General features: G+C 55.0%; 20 protein-coding genes. 9 read left to right on the top strand and 11 right to left on the bottom strand.

Annotation, left to right across the window (positions count from 1 at the left end):
- Nucleotides 1–289: 289 nt before the first annotated feature.
- Nucleotides 290–1195: a GTPase Era gene (gene era / locus JWG43_RS07910; protein ID WP_205242364.1), complete on the bottom strand. Its 906-nt coding sequence runs from the start codon at nucleotides 1193–1195 to the stop codon at nucleotides 290–292.
- Nucleotides 1196–1315: 120 nt separating this feature from the next.
- Between era and JWG43_RS07905 the strand changes: the two genes are divergently transcribed.
- The gene (locus JWG43_RS07905; RefSeq protein ID WP_205242363.1) at nucleotides 1316–3319 is read left to right on the top strand and encodes a ribonuclease catalytic domain-containing protein; all 2004 of its coding nucleotides are present in this window, start codon (nucleotides 1316–1318) and stop codon (nucleotides 3317–3319) included.
- Nucleotides 3320–3616: 297 nt separating this feature from the next.
- Here JWG43_RS07905 and rfbC read toward each other — a convergent pair whose 3' ends face one another.
- Nucleotides 3617–4162: a dTDP-4-dehydrorhamnose 3,5-epimerase gene (rfbC, locus tag JWG43_RS07900; protein ID WP_205242362.1), complete on the bottom strand. Its 546-nt coding sequence runs from the start codon at nucleotides 4160–4162 to the stop codon at nucleotides 3617–3619.
- Nucleotides 4159–5247, bottom strand: a complete 1089-nt coding sequence (gene rfbB, locus JWG43_RS07895) for a dTDP-glucose 4,6-dehydratase (RefSeq protein ID WP_205242374.1) — start codon at nucleotides 5245–5247, stop codon at nucleotides 4159–4161. The genes rfbC and rfbB overlap by 4 nt, the downstream gene beginning before the upstream one ends.
- Nucleotides 5248–5714: 467 nt before the next feature.
- Between rfbB and JWG43_RS07890 the strand changes: the two genes are divergently transcribed.
- From JWG43_RS07890 to JWG43_RS07855, 8 genes are all read left to right on the top strand, one after another.
- Entirely contained in the window at nucleotides 5715–6293 is a 579-nt protein-coding gene (locus tag JWG43_RS07890; RefSeq protein WP_205242361.1) for a DUF4390 domain-containing protein, read from the top strand.
- A 55-nt stretch (nucleotides 6294–6348) separates the two neighbouring features.
- On the top strand, nucleotides 6349–8574 hold the full coding sequence (locus tag JWG43_RS07885) for a sensor histidine kinase (RefSeq protein WP_205242360.1): 2226 nt from the start codon (nucleotides 6349–6351) through the stop codon (nucleotides 8572–8574).
- A 64-nt stretch (nucleotides 8575–8638) separates the two neighbouring features.
- Nucleotides 8639–9391 carry an SIMPL domain-containing protein gene (locus tag JWG43_RS07880; protein WP_205242359.1) on the top strand — a complete coding sequence of 251 codons (753 nt, stop codon included), beginning with the start codon at nucleotides 8639–8641 and terminating at the stop codon, nucleotides 9389–9391.
- Between the two features lie 32 nt (nucleotides 9392–9423).
- Complete coding sequence (locus JWG43_RS07875; protein WP_205242358.1) at nucleotides 9424–10788, top strand: sigma-54-dependent transcriptional regulator; 1365 nt, start codon at nucleotides 9424–9426, stop codon at nucleotides 10786–10788.
- Nucleotides 10789–11052: 264 nt separating this feature from the next.
- On the top strand, nucleotides 11053–12033 hold the full coding sequence (gene hemB, locus JWG43_RS07870) for a porphobilinogen synthase (protein ID WP_205242357.1): 981 nt from the start codon (nucleotides 11053–11055) through the stop codon (nucleotides 12031–12033).
- Between the two features lie 270 nt (nucleotides 12034–12303).
- Complete coding sequence (locus tag JWG43_RS07865) at nucleotides 12304–12807, top strand: SEC-C metal-binding domain-containing protein (protein WP_205242356.1); 504 nt, start codon at nucleotides 12304–12306, stop codon at nucleotides 12805–12807.
- A gap of 267 nt (nucleotides 12808–13074) precedes the next feature.
- Entirely contained in the window at nucleotides 13075–13479 is a 405-nt protein-coding gene (locus JWG43_RS07860) for a VanZ family protein (protein WP_205242355.1), read from the top strand.
- Nucleotides 13476–14252 (top strand): alpha/beta fold hydrolase, encoded by a 777-nt coding sequence (locus tag JWG43_RS07855; protein WP_205242354.1) that lies wholly within the window; start codon nucleotides 13476–13478, stop codon nucleotides 14250–14252. Before JWG43_RS07860 ends, JWG43_RS07855 begins: the two co-directional genes overlap by 4 nt.
- A 398-nt stretch (nucleotides 14253–14650) precedes the next feature.
- On the opposite strand, the gene JWG43_RS07850 is transcribed toward JWG43_RS07855, so the two are convergent.
- The 8 genes from JWG43_RS07850 to JWG43_RS07815 form a co-directional block, all read right to left on the bottom strand.
- Entirely contained in the window at nucleotides 14651–16219 is a 1569-nt protein-coding gene (locus JWG43_RS07850; protein ID WP_205242353.1) for a DUF3369 domain-containing protein, read from the bottom strand.
- Nucleotides 16220–16221: 2 nt separating this feature from the next.
- Nucleotides 16222–18189: a sensor histidine kinase gene (locus tag JWG43_RS07845; protein ID WP_205242352.1), complete on the bottom strand. Its 1968-nt coding sequence runs from the start codon at nucleotides 18187–18189 to the stop codon at nucleotides 16222–16224.
- 83 nt (nucleotides 18190–18272) lie between these two features.
- The gene (locus JWG43_RS07840) at nucleotides 18273–18752 is read right to left on the bottom strand and encodes a hypothetical protein (protein WP_205242351.1); all 480 of its coding nucleotides are present in this window, start codon (nucleotides 18750–18752) and stop codon (nucleotides 18273–18275) included.
- Between the two features lie 26 nt (nucleotides 18753–18778).
- Nucleotides 18779–20110: a protein kinase domain-containing protein gene (locus tag JWG43_RS07835; RefSeq protein ID WP_205242350.1), complete on the bottom strand. Its 1332-nt coding sequence runs from the start codon at nucleotides 20108–20110 to the stop codon at nucleotides 18779–18781.
- Nucleotides 20111–20171: 61 nt separating this feature from the next.
- Complete coding sequence (locus tag JWG43_RS07830) at nucleotides 20172–20903, bottom strand: metallophosphoesterase (RefSeq protein ID WP_205242349.1); 732 nt, start codon at nucleotides 20901–20903, stop codon at nucleotides 20172–20174.
- 15 nt (nucleotides 20904–20918) lie between these two features.
- On the bottom strand, nucleotides 20919–21791 hold the full coding sequence (locus tag JWG43_RS07825) for a damage-control phosphatase ARMT1 family protein (RefSeq protein WP_205242348.1): 873 nt from the start codon (nucleotides 21789–21791) through the stop codon (nucleotides 20919–20921).
- Nucleotides 21775–22554 carry a tRNA lysidine(34) synthetase gene (locus JWG43_RS07820; RefSeq protein ID WP_205242347.1) on the bottom strand — a complete coding sequence of 260 codons (780 nt, stop codon included), beginning with the start codon at nucleotides 22552–22554 and terminating at the stop codon, nucleotides 21775–21777. The genes JWG43_RS07825 and JWG43_RS07820 overlap by 17 nt, the downstream gene beginning before the upstream one ends.
- A 26-nt stretch (nucleotides 22555–22580) precedes the next feature.
- Nucleotides 22581–23225, bottom strand: a complete 645-nt coding sequence (locus JWG43_RS07815; protein ID WP_205242346.1) for a hypothetical protein — start codon at nucleotides 23223–23225, stop codon at nucleotides 22581–22583.
- Between the last annotated feature and the right edge of the window lie 77 nt (nucleotides 23226–23302).

The raw sequence follows: 23302 nt of genomic DNA, 5'->3' as shown, positions 1-23302 counted from the left end.
CGCATGCCATCGTCATTGCCCGTACCCGTCCGATACAGTGTCCTTTGATCAAACGGCCACGGACAAGGAAGCTGGAGCACGGACGAAGGTCCACGGATCGAGGATAAAAGGAAGGTCATGCTTAAAACGACCGGAGACTGCCCCTGCACCAGGTCTCATCACAGTTTATTTCGCAAACCCCGTTTCAGTGGATGCATGTGCATGAATCCCGCACCCTGAAACCTGGAGGGCATAAGCAATCACCCAGGGGTTGCAACTCTGTGGTTGACCACACTCCGATCGTACCCGTTCAGGCCAGTCCCAGTTCCCTGAGAATGGCGGCATTACCAGTCCAGTTCTTCTTGACCTTGACCCAGAGGTTCAGACGCACCCGGCAGCCCAGCAATTGACCAATATCGGCAACGGCGCTCTTGCGGATCGCCGCCAGCATGGCTCCTCCCTGCCCGACAAGAATCCCTTTCTGTGAACTCCGTTCTACCAGGATCGTCGCCCGAATACTCACTGGCCGGTCCGTTGCTTCTTCAAACGCATCGATTACCACAGCGGTTGAATAGGGCACCTCCTGCCGGGTGAGGAGAAATATTTTTTCCCGGATGATTTCGGCGGCAATGAACCGTTCCGTCGCATCGGTGGGAATGTCATCGGGATAATATTTGGGCCCTTCCGGTAAACGGGCGCCCAGTTCCATGGTGAGAAGGTCAACTCCCTCACCGGTTAAAGCTGAAACAGGGATTATGGATTCAAAGTCATGCAGGGACCGGTACCAGTCAATCACCGGCAAAAGTCGCCTAGGCTCCAATAGATCCCTCTTGTTCAGGGCCAGCACCACCGGGGAGGTTATCCGGTCCAGGTATTTTTTAAACTCCTCCGCCCGCTGCCCCAGTTTTTTTTCTGCCATATCGGTACTGTCCGCCAGAAAAAGAGCCACATCCGCTTCATTGAGACTTTCCAGGGCCACCCGCACCATCAGCCGGTTCATTTCTTCTCTGGCCTCATGCAATCCGGGGGTATCGAGGAGAATCATCTGATACCCTTCACCATTGACAATGCCCATGATCCGATTCCTGGTGGTCTGGGGCCTGGGCGTGACAATGGCGACCTTCTGCCGAAGCATCTGATTGAGCAGGGTTGACTTACCGGCATTAGGTGGGCCGATGATGGCGACAACCCCGGAGTGAAAGATTGATGTTTCCACAGTTTTGTCCTTTCTGGTTGAGAATCATTATTTCCTCGAAGAAAATAATGACAAAGAGGAGTAATATTGCTATCGAGAGGGATTTATTATGACTCCAGAATTTAGCAATGTGTTGCCACGATGATCGTTCCCGGCAGTCTTATCGAATATATGGACGGCGGCAAGTTGTACTGCGCCCTTGTTTCCGGCGTTGCCGACCGCAAAATCCACCTTGTCAATCAGACCGGCAGGGAAGTCAAACTTCCAGAGGCCAGGGTTCTCATCGTATCCCGGCAACCAGCCCCCCCAAGCGCAGGACGCGAGGCCGCCGTTGCCATGCTGCAACAATGCGCCACCCGCCGGGCTCACCTTGCCGAAGCCATAGTTCTGGATGAACTTTGGCAGGTGCTCTGTGAAGAGCCGGCACGGGAATATTCGCTCGATTTTCTCGCCGAACTCCATTTTGGCGTAGCCGTCGACGATGACCGCCGCGCCGCCTTTCTGCGGGCTGTTTTTGCCGACCCGTTTTTCTTCAAATACAAAAACAGCCGCATCACAGTCCATAGCCCCGAACAGGTCGAACACCTACAGGCCCAGAAGCGGCGAATGGAAGAAAAAGCACAGCTCCTTGACCGCACCGCAGCCAACCTGCGGCAAATCATGCAAGGAGTAGACATAGCAGTTGAACAATGGCCGGACAGGGAGCGCTGTCTGCAGTGGCTCGCCCAGTCTGTCCTGTTCGGCAGCGAAAACCCGGAAGACGATTTTATCCGTCAGGTTCTAAAAAAAGCGGAACTCAATGCACCCCATGCTGGACGGGAAATCCTCATCAAGGCAGGCATCTGGGATCAGGATGAAAATCTGGCACTGCTCAGATCGGACCAGCCGGTAGAGTTTCCATCATCCTGTCTCGAGCTTGCCGATACTCTACGTGAGGCCACGGCGGAGGAACTTCTTGCCAACCCTCGCCGCAGAGACCTGCGGGCTCTGAACACCATGACTATCGACGGCAGTTCCACCCGGGATTTCGACGATGCCATCCATGTCCAGCCTTTGCCGGACGGCTCCATTGAAATCGGTATCCACATCACCGATGTCAGCTATTATGTCCCTCCCAAGGGACCCCTTTTTGAAGAAGCCAGGGAACGATCGACCTCAATTTATTTTCCCGAGGGGATCATTCCCATGCTTCCCAAAAATTTGTCCCTGGACCTCTGCAGCCTGATTCAAGGCAAAGCCCGGCCGACCATCAGCATCCTGGTCACCCTGGCCGCGGACGGCTCTCTGCTGAAGACAAGCATCGTGCCAGCGGTGATTGAAGTTAAACGCCAGTTAAGTTATCGTGAAGCGGACGCTCTTATTGAAAGTGACCCTGACCTACGGACCCTGGATGCGGTGCGCCGACAATTACGACAGCAGCGGATTGACCGGGGCGCGCTGCTCCTGTCCCTGCCGGATGTAAATATCGACATCCGCAACAGGGAACACATACAGGTCTACCTGGCGCCCATGGATACCCCGTCCCGTAATCTGGTCGCGGAGCTGATGATCCTGGCCAATGGGCTTACCGCGGCTTACCTGGCTGCACGGGAGGCACCGGGTCTTTTCCGCTCCCAAGCGCCGCCGAGAAAACGGCTCATCTCCGGGGACCGGAACAGCCTTCAGGATATCGCCCAGCAGCGTCGTTTTCTGGCTCGAGGCGAACTGACCGCCCATCCCAAGCCGCATAGCGGTCTCGGGCTCAACAGCTACACCACCATCACCTCGCCGATCCGCCGCTTTCTCGACCTGGCCATGCAGCATCAGTTGAGCCACATGATCCACGGACGAGGTATCCTCTTTTCCGGAGACCACTGCAAGACCTTTGCCGGCATTATCCAGCAGAAACTCAGCCGGGCCAACGCTTTGCGCCAGCAACGTCATCGCTACTGGATCCTCCGCTACCTCCAGCCTCGAGAAGGACGCATGGTCAACGCTCTGGTGGTGAGTATCGGCCCTCATCGGGTCAACCTCCTGCTTTGCGACTGCCTCTTTGATGTCGATCTTCCCCCCAATCCTGCCTTTCCGGTTGAACCCGGCGACACGGTGCGCATCCGGCTGGCCCGGGTGAGACCCCTGGATAATGTCCTGCGGGTTGAATGGTAGTCTTTTTCAAGGGTACAGACTACCTGGATCGGTGAGCGTTCGTCCATGCGTCAGCTTTGCAGTTCATGCCGCCCGATTCAAGGACACTGTATCGGACGGGTACGGGCAATGAAGATGACGGACGGACGCCCCGAAGGGCGGCTGGTGAAAGGTATTATCAAGGGTTCAGCTGCAATTATAATGAGTACAGCAAGATGTATCAAAAACGAGAATCCAGCCGTTACGGATTCAGGATTCATCTTCTGAAGGGTGCCACAACAAAGGGTCCATTCCCTTGACAGGTGAACGTTGATGGTCTCAGGAATAGACTTCAGCCTCCCGCAGCAACGGTGCCACTCGATCTTTGGCCGAGAGGATCGGTTCTCCACGTATCGGCCAGTTGATGCCCAGATCCGGGTCATTCCAGATAATGGCCCGTTCATGTTCCGGCGCATAGTAATCGGTGGTCAGATAAAGGAATTCCGCCACTTCGGACAGAACAACAAAACCGTGGCCAAAGCCCTCAGGGACCCAGAACTGTTTTTTGTTCTCCGCGGACAGGTGCACTCCTGCCCAGCACCCGAAAGAAGGAGAACCGCGGCGGAGGTCCACGGCTACATCAAACACCTCGCCGACAATGACCCGCACCAGTTTCCCCTGGGGTTGACGAATCTGATAATGGAGGCCGCGCAGGACATTGTGGCTGGATCGTGAATGGTTTTCCTGCACAAAAGTCGTTGTCAGGCCGGTCGATTGCTGCCATTGCCGCTGGTTGAAACTCTCGAAAAAAAAACCCCGCTCGTCACCGAAAACACGCGGTTCGACTATCAGCACATCCGGGATGTCCGTCACCTCTATCTTCATGGTGTTTCTGCTGCCCCCTGGCGGTCGCTGTACATTTTCTGATAATACTGCTGATACGTACCGTTCAAAACCCCCTGCAGCCAATCACCATGGGCAAGATACCAGTCCACGGTGCGCTCAATGCCTTCGGCAAAGGTGAACCTCGGCGTCCAGCCCAGTTCCCGTTCAATTTTGCCGGCATCGATGGCGTACCGCCGATCATGCCCAGGCCGGTCACGAACATAGGTGATCAGCGATCTGCGCGGATTTCCCGAAGGAAGAGGGCCCACCTTCCGGTCGATCATGTCACAGAGCAATTCGACAATTTCGGTGTTTTTTTTCTCGTTGTGCCCACCTATGGCGTACGATTCCCCCGGCCGGCCCTGATCCAGCACCCGGACAATGGCCTCGCAATGATCCTCGACGTACAGCCAGTCACGGACATTGGCGCCGTCACCGTACACAGGCAGGGGTTTTCCTTGCAGGCAATTATTGATCATCAAGGGGATGAGTTTTTCCGGAAATTGATACGGCCCGTAATTGTTGGAACAATGAGTAATCAGCAGCGGCAGCCCATACGTATGGAAATAGGCCCGGGCCAGATGATCGGAAGCGGCTTTGGAGGCTGAATACGGAGAGCGCGGGTCATAGGCAGTCTCCTCGGTGAAATACCCGGTGGGCCCAAGGGATCCAAACACTTCGTCGGTACTGACATGGAGGAAACGGTAGGGGTTCTTCCTTTTGCCCACAACAGACCAGCTGTTTTTCGCCACTTCGAGCAACGTAAAAGTGCCGTGTATATTGGTACGCATAAAAGCGTCCGGACCTTCAATGGAGCGATCGACATGTGATTCAGCGGCAAAATGGACCACCGTATCGATCGCCTGCCCGATGAACAAACTCTCCACCAGTTCACGATCGCAAATATCCCCATGGACAAAAGTGTAGCGGGAATCATCGGCCACATCGTCGAGATTTTCCGGATTTCCCGCATAGGTCAGTTTATCGAGATTAATCACCTGCCAATCCTTTGCAGAGGCAAGAAGCAGGCGAATGAAGTTGGCGCCGATGAAACCGCATCCGCCGGTTACCAGAACATTTCGCATCATGTTCCTCTCTCTCTTGTTGTTTCCCATCCTGAATCCGTGACGGCTGGGCTCTTTGTTGTTGATGTAATCTGCTGTACTCGAGTTAAAAATACGACGATATTTTTGGCGATTCTTCATCACCAGCCGTTCTTCGGGGTGTCCGTCCGCCATCTTCATCGCCCAAACCCGTCCGAAAAAGTCTCTTCTCATCGAACGGTTACAGGCAATAGAGCTGACGCACGGACAAACGCTCACGGATCCAGGCTGAAAAAACACCTATGTTCCAACCGGGCAAGATAAACCAGAGCAGCCCAATTCGTCAATGATCCTGGAATCGATACCCATATAGTCAGTCTCAGACCTGTTCTATTTCAGGAGAAAAACTGCGTCGCCTGTTCACTGACTTGTCATGGACAAAAGGATACCTATCATGTATATGCTATGTATCCTTTTGTTCTCTCCGCCTTGGACCGGTCACAATCTCAATGAACAAAGACTTTGTCCGCCTGATCATCCTGTGTACATTTCTGATTCTCGTTCCGTCCGGCCTCTTGCCGGCTGCCGACAAGAAAGTACCCCCCTCTGTCAAAGACATTATTGTTACCACCTCGGACACCGATCTGCTGCTTTTTGCCACCGTAGAGAACGGTTTTACGCCGAAAATGCTCACCAGCCTCCACAATGGCGTCCCCATTGTGTTCACCTTTCACCTCGAACTGGTCAAAATCAAGAGGACATGGCTGAACACCACCCTTGTCGATTCCACCGTCACCCACACCATGACCTGGGATGAACAGCGCCAGGAATACCGTGTTTCCCTGTCGGAAAAAGAAGGCAAAGACATCGTCACCCGGAACTTTAAACAGGCCAGCCGGCGAATGGCCGAACTCAACGGAGCCAAGGTCATTGCTCTCGACCGACTGATTCCAGATGCCCCCTACGCCATTCATTTTAAAGTGACCCTGATGGAAAGGGACCTCCCCCTCGGTTTGCACCGCATAGTCCCTTTCTCATCGCTGTGGAATATTGAAACCGACTCGCGCACTATCGAGTTCAGATTTTAAAGCGACCGGAAGCGACCACAGGCGCCCTATTCCCCTACCATCGCGACTGCTCCCCATGCTCACCCCGGAACAGAAAAAAAAGAAACAGTACCTCGTTCGCTGGGTCATCATTTTCTGCCTTGTCCTCATTCCCCTTCTGGGCTACCTGCAGAAGGGCCTGCTCACCGGTGACTCCCTCCTGCCGCTGAGCAGCACTATTCTCATTTTCGCTCTGATCAACATCAACGGCCTGTTGCTGTTGCTCATGCTCTATCTGGTGCTGCGCAACCTGGCCGAACTTGTTTTTGAGCGCAATCAGCGCATCCTCGGTTCCAGGCTGCGGACCCGATTGGTGGTCTCCTTTGTTGCCCTGTCGCTGGTGCCGACAGCAATCCTCTTTTTCGTTGCCCTTCGTTTTGTGTCCACCTCCATGGATTACTGGTTCAACGTCCAAGTGGAGGAGTCCCTGCAATCTTCACTGAAATTAGCGAAATTGGTCCTCCACGACACCGGTGAACAAGCCGAATATGCGGGACGACACCTGGCCGCGATTCTTGAGAGCGGCACGCTGGACATCCAGAACCTCGCTGATCTGGAGCAATTCTTTACCTTGACTCTGGAGAGCGATCTGGCCGGAGCGCCGGACAGCGTCCTTCTAATCAACGCCGATCGCAACGTGGTTCTTTCAGCCCGTGGTCCACAGCTCCGTTCCATCGCCCCGCCGATCATCCCCTCGGAAGCCCTGCGGGTAGCGGCTGCCGGCAATCGGGTCGAAGTCCTCACCCAGATGACCACCATCGGTGAACTGATTCAGGCTATTGTCCCCTTTCAGGTGCACACCGATTATTCACCACAAACCTGGTTTCTCATCACCACCCAGCTCATCCCCTTGAACACACTCGAAACAATGCAGTCCGTCTCCCAGGGCATTACGGGATACCAGCAGATGGTCATGTTCAAGGCTCCTATCAAACTCAGCCTGATCATCATTCTCCTCATCATCACTCTGCTGATCCTGTTCGGGGCGATCTGGTTCGGTTTCTACATCGCCCGCAGTCTCACCGGTCCGATCAACAAACTGGCCGAAGCCACCCGACGCGTTGCCGACGGCGACCTTGATTTTATCCTCGAAAAAGAGTCCGACGACGAAATGGGACTCCTGGTGGATTCTTTCAACTCCATGACCTCGGATATCCTGGCCTCCAACCGTAAGCTGGCCAGCGCCCATGCCGAGCTGCAACGCAGCAAGGAAATCTCGGAACAACGCCGCCACTACCTGGAAACTATTCTCGAAAACGTGGCCGCCGGCGTCATTGCTTTGGATGAAAACAACCAGATAACCACCATCAACCGTTTTGCCGAGGAACTACTTGCCATTCAAACCGATGTGTACCTTGGTAAAGATTTTCATCAGACCCTGCCCAAACAGCATATTCTCATCGTTGAGAGTTTTCTCAAGGAACTGCTTTCTTCAGGAAAACAATCCATCGAACGCCACCTGCGGGTCACCATTCGCCGAGGCGAAACCCTGTCTCTCCTGGTCAATGTCACTCGAATGGTCGATGACCGTCATAACCCCATCGGCTTTGTCATTGTCTTTGACAACCTCACCAACCTGGAAAAGGCCCAGCGGTTGGCGGCCTGGCAGGAAGTGGCCCGCCGCATAGCCCACGAAATCAAAAATCCGCTGACCCCTATTCAGCTCTCGGCCCAACGGCTTCGCAAACGTTTTCTCAACCGGATCAACGAGGACCGTGACGTCTTCGACCAATGCACCGCCACCATTGTCAACCAGGTGGTCGAAATAAAAAACATGGTGAGCGAATTCTCTGACTTTGCCCGCATGCCCAAACTGCACAAAGAGCGGAAAAATCTCGGTCAGCTGGTGGAAGAGGTGGTTTTCCTTTACCAGGAAGCCCACAAGCATATCCACGTTCATTGTCGCATTGACTCTGCGGTGCCCGCGTTTCTCTTTGATGGGGTCCAGATCAAACGGGTCCTGATCAATCTGCTCGACAATGCCGTTTCCGTACTCAGTGACAAAGGCACCATCGAAGTCAGCCTGGGGTTTGCTTCCGATCCCCGGTTTATCCGGCTGGAGGTTGCGGACAATGGGCCCGGGATCGCCGAAGATGTCAAAATGCGGATCTTTGAACCATACTTCTCGACCCGCAAATCCGGCACCGGTCTCGGCCTGGCCATTGCCCACACCATTGTTTCCGAACATAATGGCACTATTCGCGCCCGTGACAACAGTCCCGCCGGCACCGTCTTTACGGTTGAGCTGCCCCTGGATACCTGATAAGGTGTGTATCCAATGGACAACCGATTGCCAATAACCTCACCGACACCCACAGCCGAGAACCATGAAAATCACTGAAAACAAGTCCCTTGGCGCTGCCGTTGTCCTTGGGCTTTTTCTCTGTCTGGGCCTCGCTCTGGCCGGCTACTGGGTCGGCAAGGGCCTGGAGCGGTTCCGCTCGGATTCGCGCAGCGTTATTGTCAAGGGCCTGGTGGAACGGGAGGTCAAGTCGGATCGAGCCATCTGGACTTTACGTTTCCGCCGGGCAGGTGACAGTATCCGGGAGGTCCACACGCAAATCAGTGCTGACCGGGAGGCTGTCATGGAGTTTCTTTCCAGACAGGGCTTCAGTAATGAAGAAATACGGCGTCTGCCCACTCGAACCATCGACAAGCTGGCCAGAGAGTATGTCAGCCCCGGCCAGGAAGGTTTTCGCTACCTGGTCACCGCCTCCCTGGCCGTGGCATCCACCGAGGTCGACCGTATCACCGCGGCACTGGAAGCGACGGAGGAACTGCTGACCCTGGGCGTCCTTCTTGACCAGGAAGAAGGCAGCGCCAATCCCAGATACATTGTTTCGACCTTCAACGCCCTGCGACCCGAACTTCTGGCCGATGCCACCCGTAACGCCCGCTTCACCGCCCAGCAGTTTGCCGACGATGCAGGCACCCGGGTCGGCAGGATCCGCTCCGCTAATCAAGGAAGCATCCAGATTTTCGGCAGCGACGGCAACAACGAATCATCCCCGTACAGCGCAACCAGCACACCGGTTAAAATAATTCGCGTTGTTAGTACCTTTGAATTCGAATTGCAGTAACCGGCAATCCGTGTGTTTACCCGCTTGCAACCATGACCAACACCATCCTGATTATCGACGATGAAAGCGCGATCTGTGAGGCCCTCTCGGGTATTCTCGCCGACGAAGGGTTCGCTTCGCTCACCGCCTCTTCCGCTGAAGAAGGGCTGCATGTGCTCGAGGAAAAGGATATCAGCCTCATCCTCCTCGACATCTGGATGCCGGGCATGGATGGTCTTGAAGCCCTGCGTCTGATTAAAAAACGATTCGATCTGCCGGTGATCATGATCTCCGGTCACGGCACCATCGAAACCGCGGTCCAGGCCACCCGCAACGGTGCCTATGACTTCCTTGAGAAACCACTTTCCTACGATAAGGTTATCCTGTCAGTAAACAAAGGGATCCAGTTGGCCCGGCTGAAACGGGAAAACCGCCTGTTGCGCGAAAGCAGCCCAAGCGAAAACTCCATCACCGGGAACAGTCCCGCGGTTCTCAGGCTTCGGGAGCAGATCGAACGTGTCGCTCCCACCGATGCCTGGGTCCTTATCCGCGGTGGTCACGGCACCGGCAAGGAACTGGTAGCCCAGACCATCCATCGATATTCAGCACGATGTAAACAGCCGATGATCGCCGTCAACTGCGCCGCAATTCCCGAAGAACTGATCGAATCGGAACTGTTCGGCCATGTCAAGGGTTCGTTTACCGGGGCCACGGAAAACAAGAAGGGCAAATTCGACCAGGCGAATGGATCCACCCTGTTCCTCGACGAAATCGGTGACATGAGCCTCAAAAGTCAGGCCAAGGTCCTGCGCATCCTCCAGGAACAGAAATTTGAGCGGGTCGGTGGCAGCCGCACCATCGAAGTTGATGTCCGGGTGCTGGCGGCCACCAATAAGGACCTGGACGAAGAAATCGACAAAGGGACTTTTCGGGCCGACCTCTTTTACCGGTTGAACGTTGTTCCCATCATGGTTCCGGATTTGCTCGACCGGCGCGAAGATATTCCGTTGCTGGTCGAGGATTTCAGCAACCAGTTCAGCAGAAAGGGACTTGGCCGAAAAAAATTCACCGATGAGGCCCTTTATCTGCTTCAGCGCCACTCCTGGCCCGGCAATGTCCGTGAGTTGCGCAACCTGGTCGAACGCCTGGTCATCATGACCGGCGGCGATCACATCGAGGCAGCTGATGTTGCGCTCTTCCTTGGCAATGCCCCCCTCCAGCCTCCCCCTGCGCCTGTTGCAGACAGTGATTACCGACTGCTGTCCTTCAAGGAGGCCCGGCGTCAATTTGAGAGCGAATATCTCCTGGCCAGACTCCGGGAAAACGATGGCAATGTCTCGAAAACAGCTGAGCAGATCGGTATGGAACGCAGCCATCTGCATAAAAAGGTCAAAGCTCTGGGCATCGTGGTCAAGTAATTGATCCCTGACCTTGGATTATCCCTGAATCCGTGACGGCTGGACAATTGTTTGCGTTTTGTTTTACTGTCATCAGCTTATAATTGCAGCTGAATCCTTGATAATACCTTTCACCCGCCGCCTTCGGGTTATCGGCTTCTGGTGCCACTGGACAGTGAATCTCCATCTTCACCGGATACACGAACAGGTCTGCCCGGCCTGAAACCTGCGGCCGGATCCCAATCGATGCAAGGTTTTCCAACCACATTTTCCCTGAGGCACCCCATGGTTTTTCCAGAATATCGTCCCCGTAGAATGCGACAGAACGAAACCTTCCGCGCCATGATCCGTGAAACCAGATTGATGCCGGAACAGATGATCTATCCTCTTTTTGTCCGTCCCGGAAAGGACGTTCGGGAAGAGGTCCCTTCCATGCCCGGAGTTTTCCGGCTCTCCGTGGATCAACTGGCCAGAGAGGCCAAGGACTGCCTGGCTGCCGGTGTCCGCTCGGTCATTCTCTTTGGCCTCCCCGATAAAAAGGACGGTCTCGGCTCCGGTGCCTATGCCGGCAACGGCATTATTCAGCAGGCTATCCGTGAACTGAAAAACAAGATCCCGGACATGACCGTGGTGACCGATGTCTGCCTGTGCGAATATACCGATCACGGTCATTGCGGCTGTCTGGCCGGCCAGGAAGTGGATAACGACGCCACCCTGGAATTGCTGGCTCAAACCGCCCTGTCCCATGCCAAGGCCGGTGCCGACATGGTGGCTCCTTCCGACATGATGGACGGACGGGTGAGCGAAATCCGCACCGCTCTTGATGAAAATTCGTACCACATGGTGCCGATCATGTCCTATGCGGTCAAATACGCATCCGCCTTTTACGGGCCGTTTCGCGATGCCGCCGACTGCGCTCCCCAGTTCGGAGACCGCCGCAGTTATCAGATGGATCCGGCCAACAGCAGAGAGGCCCTGCGGGAGGCGACCCTGGATGTGGAAGAAGGAGCGGACATTCTCATGGTGAAACCGGCTCTGGCCTATCTGGATATCATCAGCCGCCTGCACGACGAATTCGACCTCCCGGTGGCCGCCTACCAGGTGAGCGGCGAGTATGCCATGATCAAGGCAGCCGCCGAAAAGGGTTGGATCGACGGGGAGCGGGTTATGGCCGAAACCCTCATCGCCATCCGCCGGGCCGGGGCCGACATCATTCTGACCTATTTCGCCAAGGATATGGCTGGTCTTCTGGCGGCCAACAAGTAATTTTCGAAATCACCTGGCCAGGATTGACACCAGCCTGAATCCGTGACCGCTGGCCGCTTGTTTGGGTTTCATTTTGCTGTCATCGTATTATACTAGCTCCGAAATCTTTAAAAATCACCCCCTGAATCCGTGCGCGTTATGGGGCGAACGCTCATGGGTCCAGGTTTTTTGGTTGATCAGTTTTGGTATTCCGGGGTAATAATATCCATTCAGACTGCAACAGGCAGGCATACGCCCTGTTGCTTGAGATGACATCGAGGAAGAGTAACCATGGCAAAAATCGGCAGAAATCAACCCTGTCCCTGCGGTTCGGGGAAAAAACACAAACACTGCTGCCTCTACGCCGCTGGGTTGCAACAACCAGTCGCCGATCAGGCCAAGGGTTTGAAGATTTCGCTGCTGGCCGAGATTGAAAAAATCCAGCAGGCGGCATCGGTTAAAAAAGAACTCTTCCATGAACTCGGAGTCTTTCTCTTTTTCAGCACCACCAAGGGCGATGCCTGGTTACTGGAAATGACCGATTCCGATGCTCTCCAGGTTGCCCGGGAAAGTGAAGCCCTGGAAGTGGATATCGATGAAAATTCCGAGACCATCGAACTCACCTACAGCCACACATTCACCGTTGCCGATCGCCGGTTGCTGCTGACTTCGTATACCGACAAAAGCGAGATGCACCTGGACGATGCCCCTGGCCTGCGGATCCGTAACGCCATGCGCCGTATCCGTAAGCGCTATCCCGCCGCCATGCTCGATCGGGTTCATGTTCCCGGGTAACCGAGACGGCTGCCTCGAAACAACAACTGATGACGATCTCTGCTCATCGCAGGGTGGATGTTCACCCGGTGCAAGGAAAAGACGCTATGAGCTGGACACAGGAACCATGTACCTTTTGCCAGCAGTGCCTATGTGGATACGCAGGCTGAAGAGCTGGAGTGATTGGATGGACGGTAGCCTGATCGTCTGCGAATCATGCGCTGGTCAACGATTACACTCCCTGGCACATGGTGCCGGGACAGACTGATCAACTAAACTGTTGCAACCATGTATTCTCTGCGCAGAAACTGGTATCGTCCCATACCGTTGCTTCTGGTCATGGCGATGATCTTCTACCAGTCGCACCAGCCCGGCGACAGTTTTTCCCTGCCCCGAATCGCCCACATCGACAAACTCCTGCACCTGCTGGTGTACACTGTGCTGGGGTTGACCGCCCTTTATGCACTGCCACCTGCCTGGCGGCAACAATACCCTGCTCGGGCAGGAGTTGTCGTGGTCCTGTTCTGCCTGCTCCATGGAATCGCCGACGAGTTCCATCAGTCTTTTATCCCCGGACGCTTCCCCAGCTGGGCCGATGTGGTGGCGGACACTCTGGGGGGCGTACTGGCAGTTATTATCGGCTTGGGATGGCAACAAATGCAAACATGGAGAGTTGCAAGGGGAGTGAAATGAGCACGCTCAAAATCGATGATGATTATCATCTTTATTACGAACTGTACCAGGGACGACCGGATCACCCCTGGCTGATTTTTCTCCACGAGGGTCTGGGGAGCGTCGCCCAGTGGCGCAACTTCCCGGAACAACTCTGCCGCAAAACCAGCTGTCCCGGGCTGGTATACGATCGGATCGGCCACGGTCGTTCAACATCGCTGCGGAGCAAGCGCACAATCCACTACCTGCATGAGGCAGCGCTTTGGGAACTACCTCGAGTCCTCTCTGCCCTGATCCCCGACCACCCTTTTATTCTCATCGGCCACTCCGATGGCGGTTCCATCAGCCTCATTCTCGGTGCGGAACAGCCGGCCAACCTGCGCGGCATCATCACCGAGGCAGCCCATGTCTTTGTCGAACCGGTGACGCTTGAGGGTATTCGCGGTGCCGCGGACACTTTTTCCCGGGAAACTCAGACGAAATTGCATCAGCACCACGGAGATAAAACCGTGGATCTGTTCACCGCCTGGTCGGCGACCTGGCTGCAGCCATGGTTTTCTTTCTGGAATATCGAATACCTGCTTCCTGCCATCCAGGTGCCGCTGCTGGCCTTGCAAGGCCGTGACGATCATTATGGCACCCCTGCCCAGGTCGAAGCTATTGTGGCAGGGACAGCAGGGAGGGCAACGCCGATCATGATGGAAGACTGCGGACATGCACCGCATCTGGAATTTCCCGAGCTGACCCTGGACCTCATGTCCTGCTTCGTCAACCGTATTCGTGGTCTGGGGTAGGTCTTCTTTCCCTGTAGCCGTGACGGCTGGACTTTTGTTTTGGGTATATCTTGCTGTAATCAGGCGGTGGGCAAACGGCTGTATCGTTTGCCCACGCGGAATCGTTCCCGCGGCCGATTTCCAACGCACCACCCAGGGTGATGTTTTCCAGGTCGCCCTTGTGGCGCAACGCAACCGTAGCGATTTGTACAAATTACTCAACCGTCATCACAGAGGTTCCGCGTGGGCACGATACTGCTGTGCCCACCCTTACGGATCCCCGGTTGTGACCGAAAGGGATACGAATAGTTTGATGCAGCGGGTGGGGTAAGACACAAAACCCAACTAAAAAACCGGTTGAAACATAATGGTTCATCAGCCGGTTTTTTGAAAAATGGGTGCGACAACTCACCGATCTATCAAGGAAACTGCAAGCCTATGGAATTGTACCGTGCCCAGATATCCTGAAATTCCTCCTTGTTTTCAAGCAGGATATCGACGAGTTTGGGATCGAAATGCTTGCCGCGTTCCTCACGAAAATAGGCGAAAACCTTCTCCCAGGACCAGGCTTCATGGTAAACTCGCTTGTTGGACAAGGCGTCGAACACATCAGCCACCCCGATGATCCGGCCATGGATATGAATTTCTTCCCCTTTGAGCCCCTGAGGATAACCCGTCCCATCCCAGCGCTCATGATGAAGCAGAATAATCCGGGCAGCTGCCTGAATGATCGGATTCGCTGAATGCATCAGCAGGTCATGCCCCCGATACACATGGGACTTGATCGTCTCGTATTCTTCGGGAGTCAAGGGCCCTGGCTTATTGAGAATAGAATCCGGCATGCCGATCTTGCCCAGGTCATGAGGGGTAGAGGCAAGTTTGAGCATGTCCGCCTCTTCTTCGTCAAGCCCGTACCTGATCGCCAGCAGACGCGCATATTCCGACACCCGGCGGACATGACTGCCGGTTCCAGCGGAACGGCACTCCATGGTCTCGGCAATATGAAAGATAATCTCTTTCTGGGTTTCCTCGATGCCTTTATTGAGAAACAGGTTGTCAAAGGCCAGGGAGACATTGGCAAAAAATAGTTCCAGCAGATCGTAGTCATCGTCGCTGAGTTCCTTGGCAATTTCATAATAAAGAAAATTCTCCGGCCCGGTATGACTTTTGAAATACCAGGCACACCTGGATCCCTGACAATAAAATCCGTGCGGCTGAGTCCGAGCCTGATCCAGAGCTGTCTGGATCAATAGCGAATCCACCTCGTCAATTGGCCGATCAACATATTTCTGAAAAGCACCGGTGGCGGCCAGCACCACCGACTGGCCCTCAGCGCCCGTGGCGGTAAACCCCGAGGCGCCGTTGGTATTGAGATCTTCCTTGAATTTGAGAATAGCCGTGAGCTGGTTCAAAACACCGTCACCCAGTTTCTGCAGCGACTGACGTTCAAAAATATCTGAAGAGGCCTCGATAATCTTCCTCAATCCCTTGCGATTGGTTTCTATGGTGGTAATGAAACTGTAACTGCGCAGAGCTGCGATGATGGTGACCATCATCTTTTCCAGGGTCAGTTCGGTCTTCTCCTTATAATCGTTGATATCGTAATCGACGATAACCCGAGCGGCCGGAGCCTTACCGGGCTGGCCGGTGCGCAGAACTATCCGCACCGTGTGGTTTTCCAACTCCTCACGGATAAACTGAACCAGCCGAAGGCCGCTATCATCGGTCTCCATCACCACATCAAGGAGAATCACCGCCATATCTGGATGCCGAGCCAGGATCTGCTGAGCCTCCTCACCGCTGTAGGCATGGTAAAAGGCCAGGTTCCTTCCCATATACTCCAAATCCTTGATCATATAAGTGGTAACACTGTGCACATCGGATTCGTCGTCAACTATGAGAATTTTCCACGGCGCGTTGTTCTCCGTTGCCGCACCGTTCTTTTCCGATGTTTCGTCCTTGAACAGTATTTCATCAAAATCAGCCATAGTCATCTTGCAAGATTGGGTATGATCACTTCATATTTTGTCCCCAGGCCAGGGGCACTTTCGCACCGTATCTCACCCCCCAGGGTACTCGTAACAATATTGAACACAATATGCATCCCCAGGCCCGTGGAGCCCTGGCCCCGAGCTGTGGTAAAAAACGGCTCAAAAGCTCTGTTCAACACCTCAGATTCCATCCCCTTGCCGTTATCGCTGTACAGCAGGTGCAAGGAATTGTTTTGGCGACGTACTTCAATGCGGATTTCCCCCTCCTGCTCCGCATCAAAGGCATGAGTCAAGGAATTGATGATTAAATTAGTGAAAATCTGAGAGAAGGCTCCTGGATAGCTTTCAATATCCAGATTGTCGTCACAGAGAACCTTGACCCGGTGCCTGGTCTTTTTGAGTTTTGGCCGCAGACTGAGAAGAATTTCGTCGATATATTTTTTGACATTGAAAAACCTGCGGGTTTCGGAAACCTGGTCGGCAGCCACCATCTTGAAACTGCGAATCAATTCGGAAGCCCGGTTCAAATTGACCAGAATCATCTCCATGCCTTCCCGCAAATCTTCAATATGGGCAGTCAGATTGGAACGTTTCATCTCACCCCGGGCAAAGAGATCGGCAAGCTTCCGATTTTTTTCAGCCAGAGCGGAACTGGCGGAGAGGGCCACCCCCACGGGAGTGTTGATTTCATGGGCCACACCGGCCACCAGTTCTCCCAGCGCCGCCAGTTTTTCCGAAAGGACCAGTTGACTCTGGGTCCGACGCAGATCACTCAGGGCGGCCTCCAACTCCCGATTGGCAGCAGCCAGCTGTTCGGTGCGCTGCTCCACCCGCACTTCAAGCTCCTGGTTCAAGCGAAGGATCTCTGCCTCGGCCAGACACCGCTCCTGTTCCTTACGTTCCAACCCCTCGGCCATGCTGTCAAAAGCCGCGGACACCTGCCCTAATTCCCCGTCCTCCGCGGACATCCCGGTTCGTACACTCAGGTCCCCGGTTTCCAAACGGTTAGCGGCGGTCGTCAATATTCCCAAAGGGCGCATAATAAAGTATTCGCCCACCAATCGGGCAGTGATCAGAGCAAGAATTGCCGCCAGGACAAGGAAAGCGATATTGCGAACAATCACCTGCCGGGCCCCGGCCAGGGCCTGATCCACTGGGATCCCCAGTCGAATCATCAGATAGGGAAAGGTGGCGCCCTGAAAATGAAGCCGTTTGAAACCGTACAGCCGGCTGATACCGTCCACACCTGTTTCCAGAAAAGTGCCCTCCTCTTCCTGACCGGACATACGGGCCACCATGGCGGGCAGATCCGCGACCCAGGTATGTTTTTTTGTTTCCGGAAAGCGGGTGAGACGAATGCCATAAGCATCGGTGAGAGTGAAAACCGAGTGTTCCGGCAACCGGTTATCGGCAAAAAGTTGGCCAAAAAAATTAAGGTCAAAAGCAGCCACCAGCATCCCCACCGGATTACCGTCACCGTCAATGACCGGCTGGGCGAACTGGACAATCACCCGATGCTGATCTTCGAGCAGGGTGTACTCTCCGACGGTAAACATCAGGGTATCCATGGCGGCGCGAAAATAGGGCTTGTCGCTTATATCAGCAAAATCGTCGACAGGGACCGACATCAACACCCGTCCCCGGACATCGGTCAAGGAGAGGGCAACATATGCGGAATGACCGGTAAGCACATCGCTGAGCAGAACCTTGCAGGCCGTTACGTCAAGCTGACGGATCTCCACCGTTCTCGCCAGGGTCATAAGCAGCAATCGGGCGTTCTCGACAACCCGCTCGTGGTGGGCAGCCATGGCTTGCACCTGGCGTAGGGCATGCTGTTCAGCATCGGCAACCACACTGCTGCGTAAACCATATCCGGTATAGAGAACAATAGCCAGTGCCGGCAGGACCGCCAGCAGGACGAGAACAATCAGACTGGTCCGAAGAGAGTTAATAAAGGCAAAACGCATGGTTTTTCCAGGTGACATTTGTAAAGGTCCGTCGTTCACGGACCGATTCCAGGAACAACATGCATGGTTGTTGTTCTCTCAACTCAATCCACCCGATGCAGAACCGAGACGGTTACCTCGCCGGTTCGGACCGGGACCAGCCAGTACAATTCAGGCTCGGCGGCAATGGCGTCTGCGAGCTTTGCACTGACCCGATGGGAGTCCTCCACCAGGTTGTAAAAAGCAGAATCAATGCCGATGAAGCCATCCAGGAGATGGGTCAGGGTGTGGAGAATCTTGGTGGCATAGCCCTGTTCGAGATCCACCAACTGATTTAGGTGGATGAGTCCTTCCTCTTTGAGATGGTCCAGCATCAGTTGAGCAAAGGCACGGTTGGCCGCCAGGCCGCGATCGAGATCGACCTGGAACCGCTCATCCACGGCGTTGTGGATCTCCTCTTCACGAACAATAAATTCTGCGTAGGTGATGAGTTGATTGCTGGCAAGGTAGCGTTGCACATGACGACCCGCCAACGTTTTCGACCGGGAACGAACAAGAAAAGTGTGCGAGACGGGATAGTCCATGGGAGGTTCCTCCATGATGGCCTTGTTCAACCCTTGGGCGGGCAGTCGGCACGGGCAACGGCCAACACCTGGTTGAGACAGTTGATATCCTGAACACCACAGAACCCCATATCCATGTTCACGTACCAGCTTTCATGCCGGCCATGACGATCGCAACTCCACAACCACTTCAGCGGCTGCCCGCCAACGCGGGGAAACATTTCACAATCGCCCTCGGGCAGCAGGGTCAGCAGTTCGTTGACCGTGGGCAGCCGCCACAATCGTCTCCCCCCGAAAGTATTCTCATTCAAGCCAACCACCAATTCAAAGGCTTCGGTAAAAGTGACCGGATAGCGGCTGGGCTGTCGTTGCCAGACCAGATTTGTAGCCCGGTCAAAGACCACAGCCGCGGAGACTTCCAGCTGATTGAACACCGGATGCAGCGGCCGATACAGTTCGTTGACGGCAAACAGGGCACGGGCTTGCCGGCCGCCGACATTGGCCGGTTCACTCCGTAACGGCGCGGAGGTGTTCTGGCCAGATTTGTCCGGAGGACCTGGCAGGCCGCATCCCTCCCGGAGACGAAGGTGCTCCAGAGCAGCCAACATTTCTCCCGCCGTCTGAAAACGGGCGGCGGGATGCCACTGCAGGGCACTGGCAAAAAAATCATCCCAGGCCTGATCATAGAGGGGATTGATCAGCGAAAGAGAAAAACTCTGCATGCCTGGAAGCTTGCCGGTGAGCATTCGATACATCAGGACCGCCGCTGAATAGAGGTCAGCCCGGCCATCCACTTCTCCAGGATTTTTGCGCTGTTCCGGCGGGGTGTAGCATGGTGAACCGATCTGCATATTGTCCGGTCCGGAAAAGGCAATCCCCTTGACCAGGGCCATGCCGAAATCACAGATTTTGATCCTGTCATCATCAGTGACCAGGATATTCTGCGGTTTGATATCCCGATGGATGATGGCGTTGTGATGGAGAAAATCAAGGGCCTTGAGAATCTGCCTGCCATAGTGAAGGACCTTGGGGGCGCGGATGACCCGGGAATCCTCTTCAATACGAAAGGTTTCACCGATCATATCGCCGAGATTGTTGCAGATATACTCCATGACGAAATAAGGTCGCCCCTGCTGATCCTCAGCAAAGTCATAGGCCGTGACCAGAAAGGGTTGATTGAATGAGGCCATGGTGCGGGCTTCGAAGGTAAAGATCTCCCGCAACCGAGCCGCACCGACCACATCTTCCAGCAGTTCAGCCGGATCCAGCAGCTTGATGGCCACCACCTTGTCAATCACAGGCGTCAGGGCCTTGTACACCGAGCCCATACCGCCCTTGCCCAGACGGCGGATGACCTCATACCTGCCGATCCGTTTCATGAAAACTCCAATGAACAATACAGATAACTTGGGGATAATCCCCGTGCTCCGCGCACTCCTCTCATAACAACCTCCGGGCATTGACCGCGGGAAAGTGCCGCTCTGCAAGCAGCCGAACCGTCGCCTGGACGTCATAGGCCAGGGAGCGGATCTCGATACGATTCTCAACCCGATCCCACAGCAGGTATTTGGCGTAGCGGTTGACGTTGTCCCGAGGCTGACCAACGCTGCCGGGAAGCACAAGATAGCGGGACTCCTGATCAAGGCGCAGCTTGCCCACGGTCAGTTTCCGCCTGTCCACCCGGCCGCCTTGCTCCGCATACAGGCCGAATACATGGGTATGGCCGACAAAACAGAAGCGTTCCGGATAGGAGGCAAACACTCGCTGCAGGCGGTTTTCCGTGGGCGAAAAAAGATACACGGTCATGGACTCGGGCGGGCAGCCATGGACAAAGCGGGCATCATCACGGATGTGCACCGTCGGCAGATCCTCGAGCCAGGCAAGGGATTCAGCGCTCAGCAGGGAGCGGGTCAGAGCCAGCGATTCCCTGGCCGTGCCATGCAGGCGGCGATAATAACTCCGACTGATCAACCCCAGTTCGTGATTGCCCATCACGGAAACGACCTGATGATGCCGGAGGGCCTGCACCACCTCCTCGGGTTCGGGTCCGTAGCCGATGTTATCACCGAGGGAAAGTATCAGCTCGACCTTCATGACGGCGATATCCGCCAGTACCGCCTGCAGTGCCCGGAAATTGCCGTGGATGTCGGCAACGATGGCCAGCCGGTTCACCACCACTCCAGCCCTTTAGAACCTGCCGCTGAGCAGGACCGCTGATCCGATATCCAGGTCAGTCCGGTCCAACCGGTTCTGGAGGTAGGCGCGCACAGTTGAGCACTTGACCAGAAAAAGAAAAAAAATCGGTGCCGGAACATCGGAAAGACATTCGAAGTTGCCCATGCCTTTACTGATGATGCAATCAGCAGCAGCAAAATGGCGGCGGAACTCGTCACTGCACATGGACAAAGGTGTTCCGGGGACATCAGCGCCATTGGTGATCACCGGACAGAGCCGGTCCAACCCGCAGAGGACCGCATCATCAAGGGTCGCATCATTGATGATGGGATCCTGCCGAACAGCCACGGTCACCCGGCAGCCCCGGGCAAGCAGCAGCTCGATCAAAAGCTTGTCAAAAACGATCTCGCCGCAGTTGTCGGCGAGATAGAGGATATCGGGTCGTCCCTCCAATTGCTGGGCCAGGGCGGAAAAATGATCGATAACCGGTGCCTGCCGGCAGGAGTTGAGTATCATGTCCCGGTCGAGCTGATGCTGAGCCCCGTAATCGAGAACATTGGCATTGATGGCAAACTGAACCGCTGCCCGCAGAGGATCGGCTTCCGCGCGGATTACTTCTCTAGTTTGGGCTTCGAGGGCCAGGGCAAAGGCATTGCTCTCCTGTTTTTCAGCGGCATAGGGATCGCGCAGACCTGTTCGCCGGGCAATAAGCCGGTAATAGTGCACGGCATTTTCCGGCGGTGGAATGCGGGAATCAAAAGAGGAGAGCATGGCCCCCACTTCGGCGGTCAGCTGCCAGTGCAGTCGGGGGTCACTGGTGCTGCGACGGGCGGTGGTCAGGGCCTGACGGAGAAAACAGACCAGACAGTCATTGCCGGTTTCCATCTCGCCCCTCCCCGGCTTTTGTCTGCTTGAGCAGGTACTGAGAGCGAACATTCCCCAGAGCGGCAAAAATCTGTTCCCTCGACCCTGGAATCCGTCGATAGATATCCTCGGCCAGGCGTCGGATTTCCAGGCGTCGGGTCTTTTCCCCGAGGGGACAGGAGGAGGAGACAGGCTTCAGCTTCAGATCAGTCCCGAGGGCTTCGATTTCCCGTTTATCGAGGTAGGCAAGGGGCCGAATCAAGCTCAGTCGGCCGGAAAAGAGATCCTGCCGCGGCGCCATGGTGCTGATATTCCCGCTACAGGTGAGATTAAGAAGAAAGGTTTCGATGATATCGTCGCGATGATGGCCAAAGGCGATTTTATTGCAGTCGAATCGGCGCGCCCAGGCAAACAGCTGGGTGCGCCGGGAACGGGCACATTGAAAACAGAGATCTTTTCCCCTCCCGGCCGCTTCGAGCTGCGAGCGGTCCGGGCGCCAGCTGGCAGGAAGTATTTGGACCTGCAGACCAACCGCAGCCAGACAAGCGGCAATCTCCCGGGCTGCCTCACCAGGAGTTTCGATCCCGGGAGCCATGTCAACATGGACTACATGCAGGCTGTATTTGATCGGCGCTTTCCTCTGCCAGGCAAGGAGCAGGCAGGCAAGCACCAGGGAGTCCATCCCGCCGGAAACAGCAACAAGGACCCGGTCACCATGATCGAGCATGGCATAATCGTGCATGGCCCGACCGACGCGCCGGTTGACCTCTGGTGGCAGACGCATGGATCGCAGAAACAGAAAAACCTGGTTTACCTACCGACAAGATAAGGACATCGTTCCAGTTTTTCCTGCACTCCTTCGCGCAACAACTCTTCAGCGGTAATCCAGGTCAGCCCGCGACTCCTCGCTTTGCTCAGAGAGAACAGATTCTCCATGACCGACTGCTGCTGTTCGTCGAAGCGGCCCTGACAAAGCACCCGCCCGGTTTCGGCATGGTAGAGTCTGTAGGAAAAGGTGACTGCCGCCGGCTCCCGGGCGCCGTATTGACCACCGATTCTGTGCCTGTATCTGCTCAGGATGGTTTCCATCACCAGGCTGCAACCGGTCTTTTGCGCAATAATTTTCAGAAAGGGATGATCAACAACGCCGCTTTGATCGTCAATCGCAACAAGCTGCGATTCGGTGAGAAAAACGAGATTCGCCGTGTCCTGCAACTGTTCTCTGAGGAGAACATTGAGGATCTGCACCCCTTCCTGCAAAGTCCTTGTTTCAGCAGTGGAAACGGTATGATCAAAATCAACAGCACTTCGTGCCGGTAACACGGCGATACAGGTCACGGCCACAGCAGGGTCGAGGGCGAAGGGAACAGGTTCCTCAACCCGGGCACAGCCTGCGACAATGAGCAAACAACACACAGTTATCCATCCTTTTTGTATCCGTACAAGTGCTGCCACCCTGCTCCTCCTTTCATGAATCTCTGATCTCTGTTGATTGTCTTGACGGTTCTGTCGGTCTTTTCAGAACCGTACGT

The organism is Desulfobulbus alkaliphilus (assembly GCF_016918545.1).
Lineage (GTDB): Bacteria > Desulfobacterota > Desulfobulbia > Desulfobulbales > Desulfobulbaceae > Desulfobulbus > Desulfobulbus alkaliphilus.
This window is presented reverse-complemented; position numbering and strand designations above follow the sequence as displayed.